11 protein-coding genes and 2 pseudogenes are annotated in these 18,952 nt (G+C 57.0%); 11 read left to right on the top strand and 2 right to left on the bottom strand.

The window, feature by feature from the left end; genetic code table 11:
* Positions 1–33 precede the first annotated feature (33 nt).
* Genes ABEH87_RS20760 through narI form a run of 4 tightly spaced genes read left to right on the top strand, consistent with a single transcriptional unit; the run spans position 34 to position 6,742 of the window.
* Positions 34–3,795, top strand: a complete 3,762-nt coding sequence (locus tag ABEH87_RS20760) for a nitrate reductase subunit alpha (protein ID WP_346579197.1) — start codon at positions 34–36, stop codon at positions 3,793–3,795.
* On the top strand, positions 3,792–5,339 hold the full coding sequence (narH, locus tag ABEH87_RS20755) for a nitrate reductase subunit beta (RefSeq protein ID WP_346579196.1): 1,548 nt from the start codon (positions 3,792–3,794) through the stop codon (positions 5,337–5,339). Before ABEH87_RS20760 ends, narH begins: the two co-directional genes overlap by 4 nt.
* On the top strand, positions 5,336–6,061 hold the full coding sequence (gene narJ / locus ABEH87_RS20750) for a nitrate reductase molybdenum cofactor assembly chaperone (RefSeq protein WP_346579194.1): 726 nt from the start codon (positions 5,336–5,338) through the stop codon (positions 6,059–6,061). Before narH ends, narJ begins: the two co-directional genes overlap by 4 nt.
* A 3-nt stretch (positions 6,062–6,064) precedes the next feature.
* Positions 6,065–6,742, top strand: coding sequence for a respiratory nitrate reductase subunit gamma (gene narI, locus ABEH87_RS20745; RefSeq protein ID WP_346579192.1), 678 nt, complete (start codon positions 6,065–6,067; stop codon positions 6,740–6,742).
* Between the two features lie 57 nt (positions 6,743–6,799).
* Here the strand turns inward: narI and mutS are convergent, their stop codons facing one another.
* Complete coding sequence (gene mutS, locus ABEH87_RS20740; RefSeq protein ID WP_346579190.1) at positions 6,800–9,355, bottom strand: DNA mismatch repair protein MutS; 2,556 nt, start codon at positions 9,353–9,355, stop codon at positions 6,800–6,802.
* A gap of 222 nt (positions 9,356–9,577) precedes the next feature.
* Between mutS and ABEH87_RS20735 the strand changes: the two genes are divergently transcribed.
* Positions 9,578–9,877 carry a hypothetical protein gene (locus ABEH87_RS20735; protein ID WP_346579188.1) on the top strand — a complete coding sequence of 100 codons (300 nt, stop codon included), beginning with the start codon at positions 9,578–9,580 and terminating at the stop codon, positions 9,875–9,877.
* A 37-nt stretch (positions 9,878–9,914) separates the two neighbouring features.
* Here the strand turns inward: ABEH87_RS20735 and ABEH87_RS20730 are convergent.
* Positions 9,915–10,525: pseudogene (locus ABEH87_RS20730) on the bottom strand (Fic family protein).
* Positions 10,526–11,138: 613 nt separating this feature from the next.
* Between ABEH87_RS20730 and ABEH87_RS20725 the strand changes: the two are divergent.
* From ABEH87_RS20725 to ABEH87_RS20700, 6 genes and pseudogenes are all read left to right on the top strand, one after another.
* Positions 11,139–12,041 carry an alpha/beta fold hydrolase gene (locus ABEH87_RS20725; protein WP_346579186.1) on the top strand — a complete coding sequence of 301 codons (903 nt, stop codon included), beginning with the start codon at positions 11,139–11,141 and terminating at the stop codon, positions 12,039–12,041.
* An 82-nt stretch (positions 12,042–12,123) separates the two neighbouring features.
* Positions 12,124–12,312: pseudogene (locus tag ABEH87_RS20720) on the top strand (transposase); the annotation flags it as partial.
* A 593-nt stretch (positions 12,313–12,905) separates the two neighbouring features.
* Positions 12,906–15,581, top strand: a complete 2,676-nt coding sequence (locus ABEH87_RS20715) for a DUF2339 domain-containing protein (RefSeq protein WP_346579185.1) — start codon at positions 12,906–12,908, stop codon at positions 15,579–15,581.
* Positions 15,571–16,944, top strand: coding sequence for a DUF3999 family protein (locus ABEH87_RS20710; protein WP_346579184.1), 1,374 nt, complete (start codon positions 15,571–15,573; stop codon positions 16,942–16,944). The genes ABEH87_RS20715 and ABEH87_RS20710 overlap by 11 nt, the downstream gene beginning before the upstream one ends.
* A 244-nt stretch (positions 16,945–17,188) precedes the next feature.
* The gene (locus ABEH87_RS20705) at positions 17,189–17,623 is read left to right on the top strand and encodes an RcnB family protein (RefSeq protein ID WP_346579182.1); all 435 of its coding nucleotides are present in this window, start codon (positions 17,189–17,191) and stop codon (positions 17,621–17,623) included.
* A 420-nt stretch (positions 17,624–18,043) separates the two neighbouring features.
* A complete protein-coding gene (locus tag ABEH87_RS20700) occupies positions 18,044–18,922 on the top strand; it encodes a TonB family protein (RefSeq protein WP_346579180.1) in 879 nt (292 codons plus the stop codon).
* Positions 18,923–18,952: the final 30 nt, after the last annotated feature.

Raw genomic sequence — 18,952 nt, 5'->3', positions numbered from 1 at the left:
CGCTATCCCTCTTCGTATTCTGGAGCATTTCTGATGAGCAAGTTTCTTGATCGGTTACGTTATTTTAAACAGCTGGCCGAGCCCTTTTCTGGTCAACACGGGCAGACGCTGAATACTAATCGCGACTGGGAGGATAGTTATCGTAGCCGCTGGCAGCACGACAAAATCGTGCGTTCTACCCACGGGGTGAACTGTACCGGGTCGTGCAGCTGGAAGATTTATGTCAAAAATGGTCTGGTGACCTGGGAAACCCAGCAGACGGACTATCCGCGCACCCGCCCTGATTTACCCAATCATGAGCCGCGCGGCTGCCCGCGCGGAGCCAGTTACTCCTGGTATCTCTACAGCGCCAACCGCCTGAAATACCCGCTGGTGCGCAAACGTCTGATTAGCCTGTGGCGCGCGGCGAAAGCGCAGCACAGTGACCCGGTACTGGCGTGGCAGTCGATTGTAGAAAACCCGGAGCAGGCCAAAAGTTATAAAGAGGCGCGCGGTCGCGGTGGGTTTGTCCGCTCCGACTGGCAGGAAGTGAATGAACTGATCGCCGCCGCCAATATCTATACGGCAAAAGTCTTTGGTCCTGACCGTATTATTGGCTTCTCACCGATCCCGGCGATGTCGATGGTCTCTTACGCGGCCGGTTCACGCTATCTCTCGCTGATTGGCGGCACCTGTCTGAGCTTCTATGACTGGTACTGTGACCTGCCGCCAGCGTCACCCATGACCTGGGGTGAGCAGACCGACGTTCCGGAATCCGCCGACTGGTATAACTCTGCCTATATCATTGCCTGGGGCAGCAATGTGCCGCAGACCCGCACCCCGGATGCCCACTTCTTTACCGAGGTGCGTTACAAAGGCACTAAAACCGTGGCGGTGACGCCGGATTATGCCGAAATCGCCAAGCTGTGCGATCAGTGGCTCAGCCCGAAACAGGGAACCGACAGCGCGCTGGCGCTGGCGTTTGGTCATGTGATCCTGACCGAGTTCCACCAGCAGCGCGAAGTGGAATACTTCCGCAACTACGTGCGTCAGTACAGTGATATGCCAATGCTGGTGCTGCTTGAACAGCGTGAGGGCGGCTACTATGCGGCTGGCCGTATGCTGCGCGCCAGCGATCTGGTTGATGGTTTAGGCCAGGAGAATAATCCGCAGTGGAAGACCATTGCCATTAATCAGCAGAACGGTGAGCTGGTTGCGCCGCAGGGGTCGATTGGCTTCCGCTGGGGCGAGAAAGGGAAATGGAACCTGGAGCAGCGCGAAGGCAAAAACCAGCAGGAGGTGGCGTTACAGCTGAGCCTGCTGGGCCAGCATGATGAGGTGGCCGATGTCGGTTTCCCTTACTTTGGCGCCATTGATAACCCGAATTTTAACCGCGTGCAGCTGGATGAGATCCTGCTGCATAAGCTGCCGGTCAAACGCCTGCAGCTGGCCGATGGCTCAACGGCGCTGGTCACCAGCGTCTACGATCTGACGCTGGCCAATTACGGAGTTGAACGCGGGTTGGGTGATGCCAACTGCGCCGCCAGCTATGACGAAGTGAAAGCTTACTCTCCGGCGTGGGCGGAGCAGATCACCGGGGTCTCGCGTCAGAATATTGTACGTATCGCGCGTGAATTTGCCGAAACGGCAGAAAAAACCCGTGGTCGCTCGATGATCATCGTCGGTGCCGGTCTCAACCACTGGTATCACATGGATATGAACTACCGTGGCCTGATCAACATGCTGGTGTTCTGCGGCTGCGTGGGGCAGAGCGGCGGTGGCTGGGCGCACTATGTCGGCCAGGAGAAATTACGCCCGCAGACCGGCTGGCTGCCGCTGGCCTTTGGTCTGGACTGGCAGCGCCCGCCGCGCCAGATGAACGGCACCTCCTTCTTCTACAACCACTCCAGCCAGTGGCGCTATGAAACGCTGCGTACCGATGAGCTGCTGTCACCGCTGGCGGATAAGTCACGCTACGGCGGCAGCCTGATCGACTTCAACGTACGCTCGGAAAGAATGGGCTGGCTACCGTCCGCGCCGCAGCTCAACACTAATCCGCTGCACCTGGCCGCGCAGGCTGGGGCCGCCGGTAAAACGCCGCTGGCATTTACCGTGGACGGGCTAAAGGATGGCAGCCTGCGCTTTGCCGCTGAACAGCCGGACAGCCAGGAGAACTTCCCGCGTAACCTGTTTGTCTGGCGCTCCAACCTGCTTGGCTCTTCCGGTAAAGGGCACGAGTACCTGCTGAAGTATCTGCTGGGGACGGAAAACGGCATACAGGGGGGCGATCTCGGGCAGCAGGGCGGGGTTAAACCGCAGGAAGTCGAGTGGCAGGATAATCCGGGTGAAGGCAAACTCGATCTGGTGGTGACCCTCGATTTCCGCCTGTCGAGCACCTGTCTCTATTCCGATATTGTTCTGCCAACGGCGACCTGGTACGAAAAGGACGATATGAATACCTCGGATATGCATCCGTTTATTCATCCGCTGTCGGCGGCGGTCGACCCCGCCTGGGAATCGCGCAGCGACTGGGAGATCTACAAAGGGATTGCCAAAACGTTCTCTGAACTCTGCGTCGGCCATTTAGGTGTAGAGACCGATGTGGTGCTGCAACCCATTCAGCATGACTCCGCCGCAGAGCTGGGCCAGCCGTTTGAGGTTCAGGACTGGCACCGCGGCGAGTGCGATCTGATTCCCGGTAAAACCGCACCGCACATCGTCACCGTTGAGCGTGACTACCCGGCTACCTGGGAGCGTTTTACTTCGCTCGGTCCACTGCTGGATAAACTGGGCAACGGCGGTAAAGGCATCGGCTGGAACACTCAGACCGAGGTCGATTTCCTGAAAAAGCTCAATTACGTCAAAGCCGATGGCCCGGCAGCCGGGCGGCCAAATATCAACAGTGCCATCGATGCCGCCGAGGTGATCCTGTCGCTGGCTCCGGAAACCAATGGTCAGGTGGCGGTAAAAGCCTGGCAGGCGCTGGGCGAGTTTACCGGGCGCGATCATACCCATCTGGCGCTGAATAAAGAGGATGAGAAAATCCGCTTCCGCGATATTCAGGCGCAGCCGCGCAAAATCATCTCCAGCCCCACCTGGTCAGGCCTGGAAGATGAACATGTTTCCTATAACGCCGGGTATACCAACGTCCATGAGCTGATCCCGTGGCGGACGCTCAGCGGTCGTCAGCAGCTGTATCAGGATCATCAGTGGATGCGTGACTTCGGCGAAAGCCTGCTGGTCTACCGTCCGCCGATTGATACCCGTACGGTGCAGCCGCTGCTGAATAAAAAACCGAATGGCAACCCGGAAATGGCGCTTAACTTCCTGACGCCGCACCAGAAATGGGGCATTCACTCCACCTACAGCGACAACCTGCTGATGCTGACTCTGTCACGCGGGGGACCGATTGTCTGGCTGAGCGAAGACGATGCGCGGCAGTTAGGTATTGAGGATAACGACTGGATCGAGGCCTTCAACGCTAACGGTGCGCTGACCGCCCGCGCGGTGGTCAGCCAGCGCGTCCCCGCCGGGATGACCATGATGTATCACGCCCAGGAACGCATTGTGAATATTCCGGGCTCGGAGATCACCAGCCAGCGCGGCGGCATCCATAACTCGGTGACACGCGTCTGCCCGAAACCGACGCATATGATCGGCGGCTACGCGCAGCTGGCTTACAGCTTTAACTATTACGGCACCGTCGGTTCCAACCGTGACGAGTTCGTTATCGTAAGAAAAATGAATCAGATTAACTGGTTAGATGGTGAAGGCAACGATGATTGCCAGGGCAGCCAGCAGGAGAAAGGCCAATGAAAATTCGTTCTCAGGTCGGAATGGTTTTGAATCTCGACAAATGCATCGGCTGCCACACCTGTTCGGTGACCTGTAAAAACGTCTGGACCAGCCGGGAAGGGATGGAATACGCCTGGTTTAACAACGTGGAGAGTAAGCCCGGCGTGGGATTCCCCCATGCCTGGGAAGATCAGGAGAAGTGGAAGGGCGGCTGGATCCGCAAGATCAACGGCAGACTGGTGCCGCGCATGGGTAACCGCGTCGGCGTGCTGTCGAAAATCTTTGCCAACCCGGATCTGCCGGGGCTGGATGACTATTACGAACCGTTCGATTTTGACTACCAGCACCTGCACAACGCGCCTGCCGGTAAGCATCAGCCGATTGCCCGCCCGCGCTCGCTGATCACCGGGCAGCGCATGAAGAAGATCGAAAACGGCCCGAACTGGGAGGAGATCCTCGGCGGCGAATTCGCCAAACGCTCGCAGGATAAAAACTTCGACCATATGCAGAAGGAGATGTACGGACAGTTCGAAAACACCTTCATGATGTATCTGCCGCGTTTGTGTGAACACTGTCTGAACCCGGCCTGTGTCGCAACCTGTCCGAGCGGGTCGATTTACAAGCGTGCGGAAGACGGCATCGTCCTGATCGACCAGGATAAGTGCCGCGGCTGGCGCATGTGCATTACCGGCTGCCCGTACAAAAAAATCTACTTCAACTGGAAAAGCGGCAAGTCAGAGAAGTGTATTTTCTGCTATCCGCGCATTGAATCTGGCCAGCCGACCGTCTGTTCCGAGACCTGCGTGGGGCGTATCCGCTACCTCGGCGTGCTGCTGTATGACGCCGATCGTATTGAACAGGCCGCGGCGGTGGAGAACGAAAAAGACCTCTACCAGAGCCAGCTGGATGTGTTCCTCGATCCGCACGACCCGGCGGTGATTGCGCAGGCGCTGAAGGAGGGCATTCCGCAAAGTGTGATTGACGCTGCGCAGCAGTCTCCGGTGTACAAAATGGCGATGGACTGGAAGCTGGCACTGCCGCTGCACCCGGAATATCGCACCCTGCCGATGGTGTGGTACGTGCCGCCGCTGTCACCGATCCAGTCGGTCGCTGATGCGGGCATGCTGGCGCACAGCGGCGTGCTGCCGGACGTTGAGAGCCTGCGTATTCCGGTGCAGTACCTTGCCAATCTGCTGACGGCCGGGGATACCGCGCCGGTCCTGCAGGCACTGAATCGCCTGATGGCCATGCGCCACTACAAGCGCGCAGAGACGGTAGAGGGTGTGCACGATGTGCGGGCGCTGGAGCAGGTGGGTCTGACGGAGGCGCAGGCGCAGGAGATGTATCGTTACCTGGCGATTGCCAACTACGAAGACCGCTTTGTCATCCCGACCAGCCATCGTGAAATGGCGCGCGAGGCCTTCCCGGAAAGCAAAGGCTGCGGCTTCAGCTTCGGCGATGGCTGTCACGGCAGCGACGTTAAATTCAACCTGTTTAACAGCCGCCGTATTGATGCCATCGACGTCTCGAAGAAAACGACCCCGGATGCGGAGAAAAACTCATGATCGCGCTGCGTATCATTGCCCGCCTGCTGGACTATCCGCAGCAGGACTTTGTGGATCATCAGCAGGAGATCCTGAGCGCGCTGGCGCAGGCGGATGAACTGGATGTCCATCAGCGCCAGTTTCTGACGCAGTTTATTCAGCAGAGTGCCGCCCGTTCACTGCTGGACCGGCAGGCGGAATATTGTGAGCTGTTCGATCGCGGTCGGGCGACCTCTCTGCTGCTGTTTGAACACGTACACGGCGAGTCGCGCGATCGCGGCCAGGCGATGGTGGACCTGCTGGCGCAGTATCGCGCCGACGGGCTGGAGCTGAATGCGAAAGAACTGCCGGACTTTTTGCCGCTGTATCTGGAGTATCTGGCCCACGGTGACCTGGCCCGCATGTGCCGGGGGTTACAGGATATTGCCCCGATTCTGGCGCTGCTGGCGGCAAGGCTGGAGGAGCGACAGAGTGACTTTGCGCCGCTGTTTTCTCTACTGCTGGCGCTGTCCGGCAGCAGCGCCAACCCGCAGTCGCTTCAGTCCCAGGTGGCCCGGGAAGCGCGTGATGATACCCCCGCTGCGCTGGATGCCGTATGGGAAGAGGAGCAGGTGGCGTTTATCGCCCAGATGAATCCGGGCGATAGCGGATGCCAGGCGGCGCAGCAACCCCACTCCACTGCGGCAGTGATGCCGCAGTACCTTGATATTTCGGCATTAAGCATGGCGGCGCGAGGAGAGTAAATCATGGACTTTTTGAATCGTTTCTTCTTTGATATTTATCCTTATCTGGCCGGAACCGTCTTTCTGGTCGGCAGCTGGCTGCGCTATGACTACGGGCAGTACAGCTGGCGCGCCGGTTCAAGCCAGATGCTGAGTAAGAAAGGGATGCGACTGGCATCGAATCTGTTTCATATCGGGATTATCGGCATTCTGCTGGGGCATTTTGTCGGCCTGCTCACGCCACACTGGGTGTATGAGCCGTTTCTCTCGGCGGGTGAAAAGCAGCTGCTGGCGATGGTGGCTGGTGGCGTGTTTGGCGCGCTGACCCTGGCTGGCGGTGCTCTGCTGCTGAAACGCCGCCTGACCAATGAGCGGGTGCGGGCGACCAGCAGTTTTGCCGATATCCTGATCCTGTCACTGCTGGTATTACAGGCCGCACTGGGGCTGACCACCATTCTGTTCTCAGTGCAGCATCTGGATGGCAGTGAAATGCTCAAGCTGGCAGAGTGGGCGCAGAGTATTGTGACCTTCCGGGGAGGCGCGTCGCAGTATCTTGCCGGTGTGGATATCATCTTCCGTCTGCATATGGTGCTGGGAATGACGCTGTTCCTGCTGTTCCCGTTCTGCCGTCTGGTGCATATCTGGAGTGCGCCGGTAGAGTACCTGACCCGCCGGTATCAGCTGGTGCGTAACCGCCGCTGACAGGCCGGTTTCCGTTACCACGGGTCAGGGATGCCTGACCCGTTTTGCAACCGGGGTTTACACCAGCGATTTCAGACGATAAATCCACTCCAGCGCCTGACGCGGCGACAGGGAATCCGGGTCCAGTGCCTCCAGGGCTTCCATAGCCGGGGAGGTTTCCTCCACCAGCAGCGGCAGCTGTGAGCCATCCGCCTTAGTGGCCGCCGCGCTGCCCGACAGCGCTTCCAGCTCCTTCAGCTTCTGACGCGCGCGCTTAATTACCTCTTTCGGCACCCCGGCCAGGGCAGCTACGGCCAGGCCGTAGCTCTTGCTGGCGGCACCATCCTGCACGCTGTGCATAAAGGCGATAGTGTCACCGTGTTCTACCGCATCCAGATGGACATTGGCCACGCCCTCAATCTGCTCCGGCAGGGTGGTCAGCTCGAAATAGTGGGTAGCAAACAGCGTCATCGCCTTGATGCGGCTGGCCAGACTTTCTGCACAGGCCCAGGCCAGCGACAGGCCATCATAGGTTGAGGTACCCCGGCCAATCTCGTCCATCAGCACCAGGCTGAACTCGGTGGCGTTATGCAAAATATTGGCCGTCTCGGTCATCTCCACCATAAAGGTCGAGCGGCCGGAGGCCAGGTCATCCGCCGCGCCCACGCGGGTAAAGATACGGTCAACCGGGCCAATGACCGCCTGGGTTGCCGGCACAAAGCTGCCAATGTAGGCCATCAGCGTGATCAATGCCGCCTGGCGCATATAGGTACTTTTACCGCCCATATTCGGGCCGGTAACCACCAGCATGCGTCGCTGCGGTGACAGCGACAGCGGGTTGGCAATAAACGGCTCTTTCAACACCTGCTCGACCACCGGATGGCGGCCACCGGTCAGTTTAATCCCCGGCTTGTCGCTCAGCGTCGGGCAGCTGTAGTTCAGCGTCCAGGCGCGTTCGGCCAGGTTGCTTAATACGTCCAGCTCGGCCAGCGCGGCGGCACTGTCCTGCAGGGCTTCCAGATGCGGTAACAGCATATCGAACAGCTGCTCGTATAACGCTTTTTCCAGCGTCAGCGCTTTGCCTTTCGAGGTCAGTACCTTGTCTTCATACTCTTTCAGCTCGGGAATAATGTAGCGTTCAGCGTTTTTCAGCGTCTGGCGGCGCACGTAGTGGATCGGCACCAGGTGGCTCTGACCGCGACTGACCTGAATGTAGTAGCCGTGCACGCCGTTAAAGCCAACCTTGAGGGTATCCAGACCCAGCTTCTCACGCTCGCGGATCTCCAGACGATCGAGATAGTCAGTAGCCCCGTCAGCCAGCGCCCGCCATTCGTCCAGCTCGGCGTTGTAACCGGGGGCAATCACGCCGCCGTCACGCACCAGCACCGGGGGCGTTTCAATAATGGCGCGCTCCAGCAGCTCACGCAGCTCGGTGAATTCGCCCATCTGCGCGCGCAGGGTTTGCAGGTGCTCAGTGGTATTGTGCTCCAGCTCGCTGTTCAGCAGCGGCAGCTGCTGGAAGGCGTGGCGCATACGCGCCAGGTCGCGCGGACGGGCGGTGCGCAGGGCCAGGCGTGCCAGAATACGCTCCAGATCGCCCACCTGACGCAGCAGCGGCGTTAGCGATTCATGGAGATCCTGCAGCGCACTGATGCTCTGCTGACGTCGGCTAATCACCTGCGTATCGCGCACCGGCATATGCAGCCAGCGCTTCAGCATCCGGCTGCCCATTGGCGTGACGGTTTTATCCAGCACCGACGCGAGGGTGTTCTCAATGCCGCCGGAGAGATTCTGAGTGATCTCCAGGTTGCGGCGGGTGGCGGCATCCATAATGATGCCGTCCTGCTGGCGCTCCATCGTCAGCGCACGAATATGCGGCAGCGAGGTGCGCTGGGTATCTTTCACGTACTGCAACAGGCAGCCCGCCGCGCGCAGGGCGTGGTGCGCCTGCTCGACGCCAAAGCCGCTGAGATCGCGGGTGGCAAACTGCAAATTCAGCTGCTGGCGGGCGGTGTCCAGCTCAAACTCCCACAGCGGACGGCGGCGCAGTCCGCGACGGTTTTCAATCAGCGCCATCGCGGCAAAATCTTCCGGGTACAGCAGCTCAGCCGGGTTGGTGCGCTGCAGCTCAGCGGCCATCGTTTCCAGGTCCGTCGGTTCTGCCAGGCGAAAACGCCCGGAGCTGATATCCAGCGTTGCATAGCCAAAACCGCGCTGGCTCTGCCAGATGGCCGCCAGCAGGTTATCCTGACGCTCATTAAGCAGCGCTTCGTCACTGATGGTGCCGGGGGTAACAATGCGCACCACTTTACGTTCCACCGGGCCCTTGCTTAACGCCGGGTCGCCAATCTGCTCGCAGATCGCGACCGATTCGCCCAGTTGCACCAGCTTCGCCAGATAGTTTTCCAGCGAATGGTAGGGCACGCCCGCCATCGGGATCGGCTCTCCGGCCGAAGCTCCACGTTTCGTCAGGGAGATTTCCAGCAGCTGGGAGGCGCGTTTCGCATCGTCGTAGAACAGCTCATAGAAGTCGCCCATGCGGTAGAACAGCAGGATCTCAGGATGGTCAGCCTTGAGGCGTAGATACTGCTGCATCATTGGGGTGTGGGCGGTAAATGTGTTGGTATCATTCATGCGGAAGTTTTATCTAATCCATTGAATATAAAGTTAATAATGATGTTAGTTGTCATTATAGGTCATCATCGATTCGTGGCCGCTAGTTTAACGCAGCAGGGGAAAAACTGACACCCGTAAAACAGCATGACGCCTCGCAGATTAGAGAAAATACAGGCAGAGGGCGGGGATATCAGGTCGCTCTGCGCCTGCGCGCGACGGACTTCAGAACGGTATTATCTGGTGCACAGTGAATCGGGCTTTTCGCATGATTATCTCATCAAAAGATATATTCAGTATGTCGGAAGGTCTTTAAAAGTGAATGATTTGTTTTGCCGGGATGCTTATCGGATATCCAAAAAACGTGAAGCAGCAAGATATGAAGCCCAGGAAGCTGGCCGTAATTTGACAGATGCATTTTTGCAAATGAGGGCAGGGGTTTCTGAGGTTGAGGCAGAAGAAGTTACATTTAGTTTAGATGAGCAAAATTTATTGCCAACGACGTTCAGTGAACGCCTTTCTGTTCGGATAAGCTACAGCTGACGAATCGATCAGAATGCAGACTGGCAGTTCGGAAACATTATATTCTCTTATCTTGCCTGACCCAGTGTTTCATCGGCTCGTAGTCCATTGACATGCCAGCATGAATAGCAGAAATATAATGAGTTTTGTTTTGCTCCCAACTTTGATAATCCAGCGGTTTATAACCTCCCTGAACGGCCATCACGTCGGCTAATAGTCGCGACAAGCGTCCGTTTCCCTATCTGAATGGATGAGTATTAGCTCGACATGGGTTATGGCGATAGCGGTGATGAGCTGTTCTTCGTCCATGCCGCTACATGGCGTGTAACGGGCAAGATATTTAACATCGAATTCGCTCAGCAGTTTTGGCAACTGCGCTGAGGGGGCAAACATAAAGCCACCCTTGCTGATATTCACAGTTCTTTCCTGTCCAGCCCACTCGTAGATGTTACCTAACCAGCGGCGGTGCCAGCTTTTTAGCATGGCTGCGCTGAGCTGTCCTCCCGGGAACTGTTCTTCAAAAACGGACTGGTAGAGTTGTTCTAACAGGACAATCTCAGCCTCATCCATCTCATCAGAATTAGCGATCCCCAGCTTGTTAGCCAGAACCTGCTTGCCAGAGTCTTTCTCATATTGGCCTTCACTGCTGGATACATGGTATCGGCTCATGGAGATGCCCTGTGTTATTAGAAATATGGAAAAACAGAGGGATGATAACGCTGGATGAGTAAAGCAAAAAATATTCGTAAAATCAGATGCTTAAAAATGTGTAGCTTAAAATATAGTTTTTATACTATTGTGAGAAATAATCGTTATTAATCAGTGTTAACACACCAAATCATCAGCTGGCACTGGTGCCCACGGATCTTCAGGCAGGCAGCAAGGAGATCGACGGAATGCAGGCAATGGCGTTGGTGAATCGGAGATTCCGCCAGCCAGACCGTGCTGTTCTCAAAGCGCCAGAGAATATCGGGCCTCGTTTACAACGTGCTATCACTGCCAGCAGGACTCCGGTTTTTTTTAGGAAAACGTGCGCTGGCCAGGCAGGATTTTAACTGGGTGATAGACAATATACCGGCGACCGGGCAAACCCAGGTGCTACGCGCCATGTTGTTTTATCAGTTGGGCGAAGTTATGGCGGCAGACGAGCCCTCCCTGCGAAGTCCTTGTGGCAGCGTGCTGCTGCTCTGCGAGGGGAAGAGTGGGGTGAACGCGCCAAAAAGCATTTGTGACTGCCGTTCAGAGTTTTTCCGACAGACATTATTCACAGGGAATGCTTAACGTGATTAATTTTGACCATTTCAACCAGCAGGCGGATAAGCTCGATGCAATTTTACCGCAGCCTGCCAGGGTGAACACATCGCAGATTGACGGGCTCCGCTACCGTCTTTATCAGCCGCAGCAAGCTGCGGAGGATCTTGTTATTGTTTATCACGGTGGCGGAGTCCATCTGGATGCCGGGTATGACATTCTTGCTCGTCAGCTAAGCCATGATGCAGGTATCGCGGTTTGCCTGGTAGATATTCGTGGTCACGGCGGTTCACCGGGAGCTAAAGGTGAGGTCGCCAGCCCTGTCATGGTCTGGCGCGATGTTGATACGCTGCTGGCCGGGATGCGCGAGCTTTTTCCTCAGGCGCATATCCATCTGCTGGGCCATTCGAGCGGCGGCGGAATGCTGATTAACTATTTCACGCGCCATCATCCACAACATTCTTCTGACAGCCTGATATTAATTGCGCCAGAGTTAGGGCCTTTTGCGAAAGAAGTTCGCCGCAACCAGGTTGCAGTTCCCTTTGCTGAATTACGTCAGTGGCCTTTTGTCATTAATGCGTTAAGCGGTGGCTGGCTGTTTGGCAACTATCCGGCGGTTCATCTGAATTTTCCTGAGGACGTTAAAGCCTCCGAACCGGATTTTGTTCAGCACTACAGCGTGAATATGGCGAATGCTCTGACTCCACGCTATCCGGCGAATCAACTGGCGGCATTGCCCTTGCCAGTATTGTTGCTTGCTGCCGGAAACGATGAGTTATTCAGCGCCCAGGCGATGGGGGAGTTCGCAGAAAAAAATGGTAACGGACAACTGAGTTTCAGCGTTATTGAAAACAGTGCGCATCTCGATTGCCTGTTCTTTGCTGAACAGTCGGTCCGTCAGCATCTGCTGATGCTACGGCAGGGGGCGGTATGATCTGACCCTGACCTAAAATCCTGTTCCATTCAGAAACAAAATTCCGGCATGATAAACACTCCCCTGAACGGAGGTGGTGCCGATGAAAAAGTCAGGATTCACCAAAGAGCAGATTGTCTTTGCCCTGAAGCAGGCCGAACTGGGTACGTCCGTGCCGGATGTCTGCCGTAAGCAGGGTATCTCCGATGCCACTTTTTACACGTGGCGCAAGAAGTACGGCGGAATTTCCCCTTCTGAATTCAAACATATGCGGCAGCTGGAAGAGGAAAATCTGCTTTCCAGAGTCTTTCTCATATTGGCCTTCACTGCTGGATACATGGTATCGGCTCATGGAGATGCCCTGTGCTATTAGATATATGGAAAAACAGAGGGATTATAACGCTGGATGAGTACAGTAAACAATACTAGTAAAATCAGATAGTTACTGAAGTGTAGGTTAAAATGCAGTTTTTATATTATGGCGTAAAATAAGCTTTATTTATCAGCATTAACACACCAATGCATCATTGGGGTGTGGGCGGTAAATGTGTTGGTATCATTCATGCGGAAGTTTTATCTAATCCATTGAATATAAAGTTAATAATGATGTTAGTTGTCATTATAGGTCATCATCGATTCGTGGCCGCTAGTTTAACGCAGCAGGGGAAAAACTGACACCCGTAAAACAGCATAACGCCTCGCAGATTAGAGAAAATACAGGCAGAGGGCGGGGATATCAGGCCGCTCTGCGCCTGGCGGGCGACGGGCTCTGAACATGTTTCATTACCGCGATAAGCCACAGCGAAAATACTCCGCCAAATGAGTGAGTGACTTCTCACTTTTCATGTCAGAATGTAACTATTAATTCACATTCGGGATGATGTCATGGATGAGCTTCTGCTCTTCGCCGGGCTGGTCGCAGTATTCACGCTGATTGTTCTGCCGATACTGGTGATGATTTCTCTGGCGCGCGGCAAGCGCAACGAGCGCGAACTGGTGCAGTTAAAACAGACGGTGACTAAGTTGCAGCTGCAGCTGGCTAAATGGCAGCGTGGTGAAACTCAGGGCGCGGTTGCGTCGTCGCCTGGTGTCCAGGCCGTGGCGCCTGCGATCGTCAAGCCGGTCGCACAACGCGTCGCGCCAACCGTCACTGCGGCGCCGGTGCCTCCAGTAAAACGCGCCTCTTCTGCGGAGCCACCGCTATCCGTCAAAAAACAGCCTGACATGTTCTCCGGCCTGCTTTCGGGTCTGCTGGCATGGTTTATGAAGGGCAATCCACTGGCCAAACTCGGCGTACTGCTGATGTTTTTCGGCCTGGCGTATCTGCTTAAATACACGGTGGATCGCGACATGCTGCCGATTGAGCTGCGTCTGGCGGGAGCGGCGCTGGCCAGCCTGGCGATGTTGGGGCTTGGCTGGCGGCTCAGAGTGAAGCAGTCTCTGTACGCCCTGATTTTGCAGGGCGGGGCGGTAGGCGCACTCTATATCACCGTGTTTGGGGCTTTCCGGCTCTATGCTCTGCTGCCGCACCTGCTGGCATTTGCTCTGATGCTGGCAATCTGCGCGGCCAGCGTCGGTCTGGCTGTCCTGCAGCGTGCGCTGAGCCTGGCAATGCTGGCCAGCATTGGCGGCTATCTTTCCCCTCTGCTGCTGTCAACCGGCGGCGGCAGCCACGTGGCTCTGTTCTCCTATTACCTGCTGTTGTCGCTGGGCATTCTCGCCATCACTATCTGGCAGCCATGGCGCCCGCTTAATTTGCTGGGCTTTGCCTTCTCCTTTGGCGTGGCGGGGCTGTGGGGTTACAGAGACTATCAGCCGGACTTCTATCTCAGCTGCCAGCTGTTCCTGATCGCCAATCTGGTGATCTTCGGCGTGCTGGCGCTGGGGCTCTCTCTGCGCGCACAGATAAAAGGTGAAAAGGCGATCGACGGCGTGCTGCTGTTCGGTCCCCCGCTGGTCGGCTTTGGTATGCAGTACCACATAACGCAGCACTGGGCGTTTGGCCCGGCCTTCTCCGCGCTGGGCTTCGGGCTGGCTTATCTGCTGCTGGCGTGGTTCGCGCTGCGGCGCTATCCGTCCCTCGGACGCCAACTGGCGGTGGCCGGGCTGGCGCTGGGCGCCGTGTTCACCACGCTGGCGATCCCGCTGGCACTCTCTGCACAATGGACGTCAATGGCCTGGGCGCTTGAGGGGCTGGGTATTCTGTGGCTGGGTCAGAGTCAGCGGCAGTCACGCGTCAGCTACAGCGGCACCGGGTTGCTGCTGCTGGCGGCAGGATCCGCGCTGATGGCCTGGTATAACGGCATATCGTCACTCTCCTTCAGCCTGATTTTTGCTGTACTGGCTCTGACCTGGCTGGGGGCCGCCTGGCTGTGGCGTCACGTCAGTCTGGTGGTGTCGCGCACGCTGCTGGGCGGCGGTACGCTGTTCTGGCTGGCGGCGCTGTGTGGCGGGGTGTCAGGCACCTCGCTGTATGACACTGATTTCCTGTTTGTGCTGCTGGGGCTGATTGCCCTGTCTGCGCTCGCCTGGCATCTGGTCAGCCGTCGTCTTGCCTGGCCCGATCTGGGATACATGCCGTGGCTGCTGTGGGTCGCCATGCTGCTGGCCCTGTTATATCAGCAGCTGATTGATAATTCTCTACGGGCAGCAGGCTGGATGAATCTGGTCTGGCTGCCGGTGCTTGCGGTGGCTTACGGGCTGCTGAAGCGCGCATCCGGCAGGCTGAAACCTCAACGGCTGGAACAGGGGCTGCATTTGTCTCTGTTCTGGATGCTGTTATCGACCGGGGCGGAAGTGTGGCGCATTACGGACAGGCTGCCGTGGGGGCAGCATGAATGGCGCATCGCCGCGCTGATGGCATTTACTGCCGCTATCCTGCTGCTGACCTTCCTGGCGGTGCGTCGCGGACTGTGGCCGTTTACCGCGCATCAGCGTCTTTACACCACGCTGGGGCTGTTGCCGCTGGCACCGTGCGCGCTGTTATTACTGCTGCTGGGTAACCTGCACGATGGTGTGACGATCGACTGGCACTATCTGCCGCTGGTCAATCCGCTGGAAGAGGGGGCGCTGTTGCTGATATTTGCCCTGCTGCTGTGGGGCGGCCTGCTGCGCGATCGGTTTGCGGCTGCCGTTCCCTGGGGGCACCTCGCCCTGCGCCTGGCGGCTGTGGTGCTGCTGTTCTGGTGGGGCAATGGCCTGGTGATGCGCATCCTGTCTTATTACGGCGGCATTGCCTGGCAGCCGCAGGCACTGTGGTCGTCGCGCCTGGTTCAGACGACGTTTGCGCTGCTGTGGATGCTGACCGCGCTGACGATCATGCTGTGGTCAACGCGGCGCAGTCACCGTCAGGGCTGGTTCGTGGGGGCCGGTCTGCTGGGCGTGGTGATCGTTAAACTGATGTTGGTCGACAGTGCTCACGGCGGCGGTCTGGCCCGCGCGGTGGGCTTTATCGGTGTGGCGGTTCTGGTACTGATCGCCGGGTATTTTTCACCTCTGCCACCGAAAACCGGTCATAAAGAGGAGGCTGTGACAGCCAATGAGGGAAAGCATGAAGATTAACTTACGCCACGGGGTATTGATATTCGCGCTGTGTATGACCGCAGGCGTTGCGGCGAACGCAAGTGAAGTGCCCGCAGATTATGCTTATGGCCTGCCGCTGATCACCCAGGGCTCTGACCCCTTTTATCAGGTCAAACTGCCCGGTGATGTCTATCAACAAACCGCCTGGCCTGATATGCGCGACCTGCGCGTGTTTAACAGCCAGGGGGTGACGGTGCCTTTTGCACTCTATTCGAGCGAAACCAGCGAAAGCAAAAAAAATAGCTGGCCGCTGCGCGTGTTCCCCATGGATAACCAGCCGCGTGAGTCCAGTGAAGGCAAACAGGTGACTCTGAAATCGACCGGTGGCATTGAGGTGACGCTGCCCGTCGAGGGTGAAAAGCCGTTAGGGCGCAGCCTGCTGCTGGAGATCCCGCAGCAGGGAGAGGGGTTCTACCCACGGCTGAGTGGATTAAAGCTGACCTGGGAACGATTGCCGCAGAACTGGCAGGCGCGGGTCACTATTCTGTACAGCCAGGATCTGAAAGACTGGGAGGAACTGGTAGGTGACGCCCCGCTGATGGATCTCACCTCCGGTGATAACAGGCTGCTGCTGGATACGATCGATCTCAACGCCGACCGGGGTGTCCGCGTGCGCTACCTGATGCTGGTGTTTAAAGACGGTGGGCAGCCGGAGAATCTTAATCTCAGCGCCATCGCGGGTATTGAGGCGTCGGAAAATCCGGTTCAGCACTTCATTACCCTTACGCCGTCGGTAAAGGCGGTCTCGGAAAGCGAAGCGGAATACAGCTGGCCCACTCCTCAGCCCCTGATCCGGCTGAAGATTACCCCGGCCCAGGTGAATGCGGTGTTACCGCTGGAGATAGACTATCGCAGCAGTGCTCAGGACGACTGGCAGCCGCTTGGCAATCAGGTGGTGTACAGCCTGGGGGAACACGCTTCCGAGCCGCTTATCCTTCAGGGGCAGTTCATTCAGGCTATTCGTCTTAAAGGGGTCAACCAGCAGTGGAGCGGAGCGCCGCCGCTGGTGAGCGCCGAGCGTGAAGTACGCAAGCTGGTGTTTAACGCCCAGGGCAGTGCGCCGTATATGCTGGTCTGGGGAAATAAGGCCGCTGCAGCGCAGGCGATAAGTCTTGATAAGCTTATTCCGGCAGAGTCCAACCCGTGGCTGATTATGCCTGAGGCCGGTAAAGAGGGGATCCAGACCCTCGGAGGGCGTGACCGTCTAAGCGCCACAACGGAAGCAGAGAAAAGCGAACTCTGGCAGAAATGGCTGCTCTGGGCGCTGTTGATTATCGGTGCCGGAGGGTTGGTGGTGCTGGCTCTCAGGGTCTGGCGCGAAGTTCAGCGTCAGCCGAAATAGCCATCCTGAAAGGCGATCGCAGCGCGGGGGGAAGGTCAGATTATGTTTATTAACAATAATTTCTTCCAGACCGGGCTGCCATCACATTATTATCACGGGTAACTGTGCCGGAACCATTCTGCGCTGCGGCTCTCTAAGTTTTACCGGGCGCTGATGGGGCCGGCTTACTGTTGATTATCGTCGTACTGCCGTACGTGGATTTTGCAGCGGATCGCTGCCAGATAGCCTAAATTTTGGAGAAAATATGCGTAAGTTGAAAGTGGTACTCTGTTCAGCGCTGTTCTCGGCTGCGACGTTATCCTGCGTCCCGACCGCGTGGGCGGAAGGTGAGCAGAGCGCGGCAGGTACACCTGAAGTGCAGACGCCTGCCGTTCAGACCCCGGAAAGCCAGAACTCACTGGCGCAGGATCCACCGGCTACCGCCCCGCAGGTTAATCCTGCCGATCCTTACGATCTGCAATATTTCTTTGCTGACTTTAAACGCTTCGCCATCGGCGACGTGGTACCCGATGTTTACCGCAGCAAAAAATATGAAATTGTGCAGTGGAAAGTTCGCCACCTGCCCGCGCCGGAAGCCGACAGTCACTGGACCTATATGGGCGGTAACTATGTGCTGATCACCAATGCAGACGGGAAAATTCTGCAGGCGAAACAGGGTGAAATCTACTACAAACGTTAATTCTTTCCTGCCTCTCTCCCGCCAGTCCAGGCGGGAGAACATGCCCCGAGAACGGTTTTTCACCCGCGCGTGGTTCAATGTGTCACCCTGGTTTTTTCGTCGCTGATACACATTGACATATCTTTAATAAAGCTGTTTTCCCTTTAAATTCAGTTGCCTGAATCATGGATTTCTGCGTTTTTCCTCTGCCTTTGTCACGATCTGCCAGTAAAATGTAAAAACTAATTGATAATCATTATGATCTGTAAAATAATTATCATTAAGATTACTATTAACAAGCAATTGATCTTCCTTGTACTTCTGTCCGTCAGCATTCAGGCAGTCCCGATCGGTTGTCGCCCGATTTTGTTTATCAGATCCGCGCTGCACCCGGCCACTTCTGTTTGTGCCGCGGCGGGTGCAGGCATCAGGAGAGGCGCAGTGAGCAGTCCACAGTCCGTAACCGCAGACGCTATGCCCGCATTTCCGGCAAAGCGTGGCTGGCATATGCCGGTATTTGTGGCGTTATCCCTGCTGCTACACCTGACGCTGGTGGCGGGGTTTTTGCGTGACGACCCGGAGCCAGCCCTGCTGATGGCGGGGGCGGAAGGGGGCGTCATGGCAATAACGATGGTCCATGTAGCCAGTCAGCCCCGGCCGGTTGCATCGCCTGTGCCTGAGCCGGTGAGGCCAGAAGCGACGCGGCCGCAAACCCGGCCGCAGGCGATGGAAGCGCCTGCACCGCCCCGGCCTGATGCGCTGATAACACTGCCTGCCGCCAGGGAAAAAATACAGCAGACGGCGGCACGCAAAGAGGAAAAGCCGCAGAAAAAACCCGTACGCGAACCGCAGCCAAAACGCACGCCAGCCCCGGCTGCCTCGCAGCCTGCCAGAGCGGAACCCGCGACGGCTGCGGCAGTCGCCCGTCAACCCGGTCAGCAGGCGGTTCAGACTGACGCTGCCACCGGCAGCACGCGCAGCGTCAGCGCGGCGAGAACCGGCAGCAGCGACAGCGGGCGGGCACAGCAGGGGGCGGGAAACCGCGCCAGTCAGAACCTGAAGGCTCTGCATCGTCGGGTGAATTATCCGCAGCGCGCCAAAGCGATGGGCGTGGAAGGACAGGTCAGAATTCAGTTTGATATTACCGCCAGCGGGACGATTACCAACGTGCGCATCCTGTCGGAAAAGCCTGCCGGTATGTTTGCGGCTGCGATTAAAAAAGATATTTCCCGCTGGCGTTATCAGACCCAGGGGGCCGTTAACGATCAGACTGTCGCCATCCTGTTTAAATTGAATGGTCAGATTGAGCTGGGCAATTAAATAACAACTTCATTCTGTAGTTTATTGATC

The sequence above is a fragment of the Erwinia sp. Eh17-17 genome (assembly GCF_039675725.1).
Lineage (GTDB): Bacteria > Pseudomonadota > Gammaproteobacteria > Enterobacterales > Enterobacteriaceae > Erwinia.
Note: the sequence above shows the minus strand (reverse complement) of the source record. Positions and strands in the feature narration are given on the sequence as shown.

Bases quoted from the DNA above. Each gene is read 5' to 3' on its own strand.
- ABEH87_RS20760 (WP_346579197.1), top strand. From the start codon at position 34: ATGAGCAAGTTTCTTGATCGGTTACGTTATTTTAAACAGCTGGCCGAG.
- narH (WP_346579196.1), top strand. From the start codon at position 3,792: ATGAAAATTCGTTCTCAGGTCGGAATGGTTTTGAATCTCGACAAATGC.
- narJ (WP_346579194.1), top strand. From the start codon at position 5,336: ATGATCGCGCTGCGTATCATTGCCCGCCTGCTGGACTATCCGCAGCAG.
- narI (WP_346579192.1), top strand. From the start codon at position 6,065: ATGGACTTTTTGAATCGTTTCTTCTTTGATATTTATCCTTATCTGGCC.
- mutS (WP_346579190.1), bottom strand. From the start codon at position 9,355: ATGAATGATACCAACACATTTACCGCCCACACCCCAATGATGCAGCAG.
- ABEH87_RS20715 (WP_346579185.1), top strand. From the start codon at position 12,906: ATGGATGAGCTTCTGCTCTTCGCCGGGCTGGTCGCAGTATTCACGCTG.
- ABEH87_RS20710 (WP_346579184.1), top strand. From the start codon at position 15,571: ATGAAGATTAACTTACGCCACGGGGTATTGATATTCGCGCTGTGTATG.
- ABEH87_RS20705 (WP_346579182.1), top strand. From the start codon at position 17,189: ATGCGTAAGTTGAAAGTGGTACTCTGTTCAGCGCTGTTCTCGGCTGCG.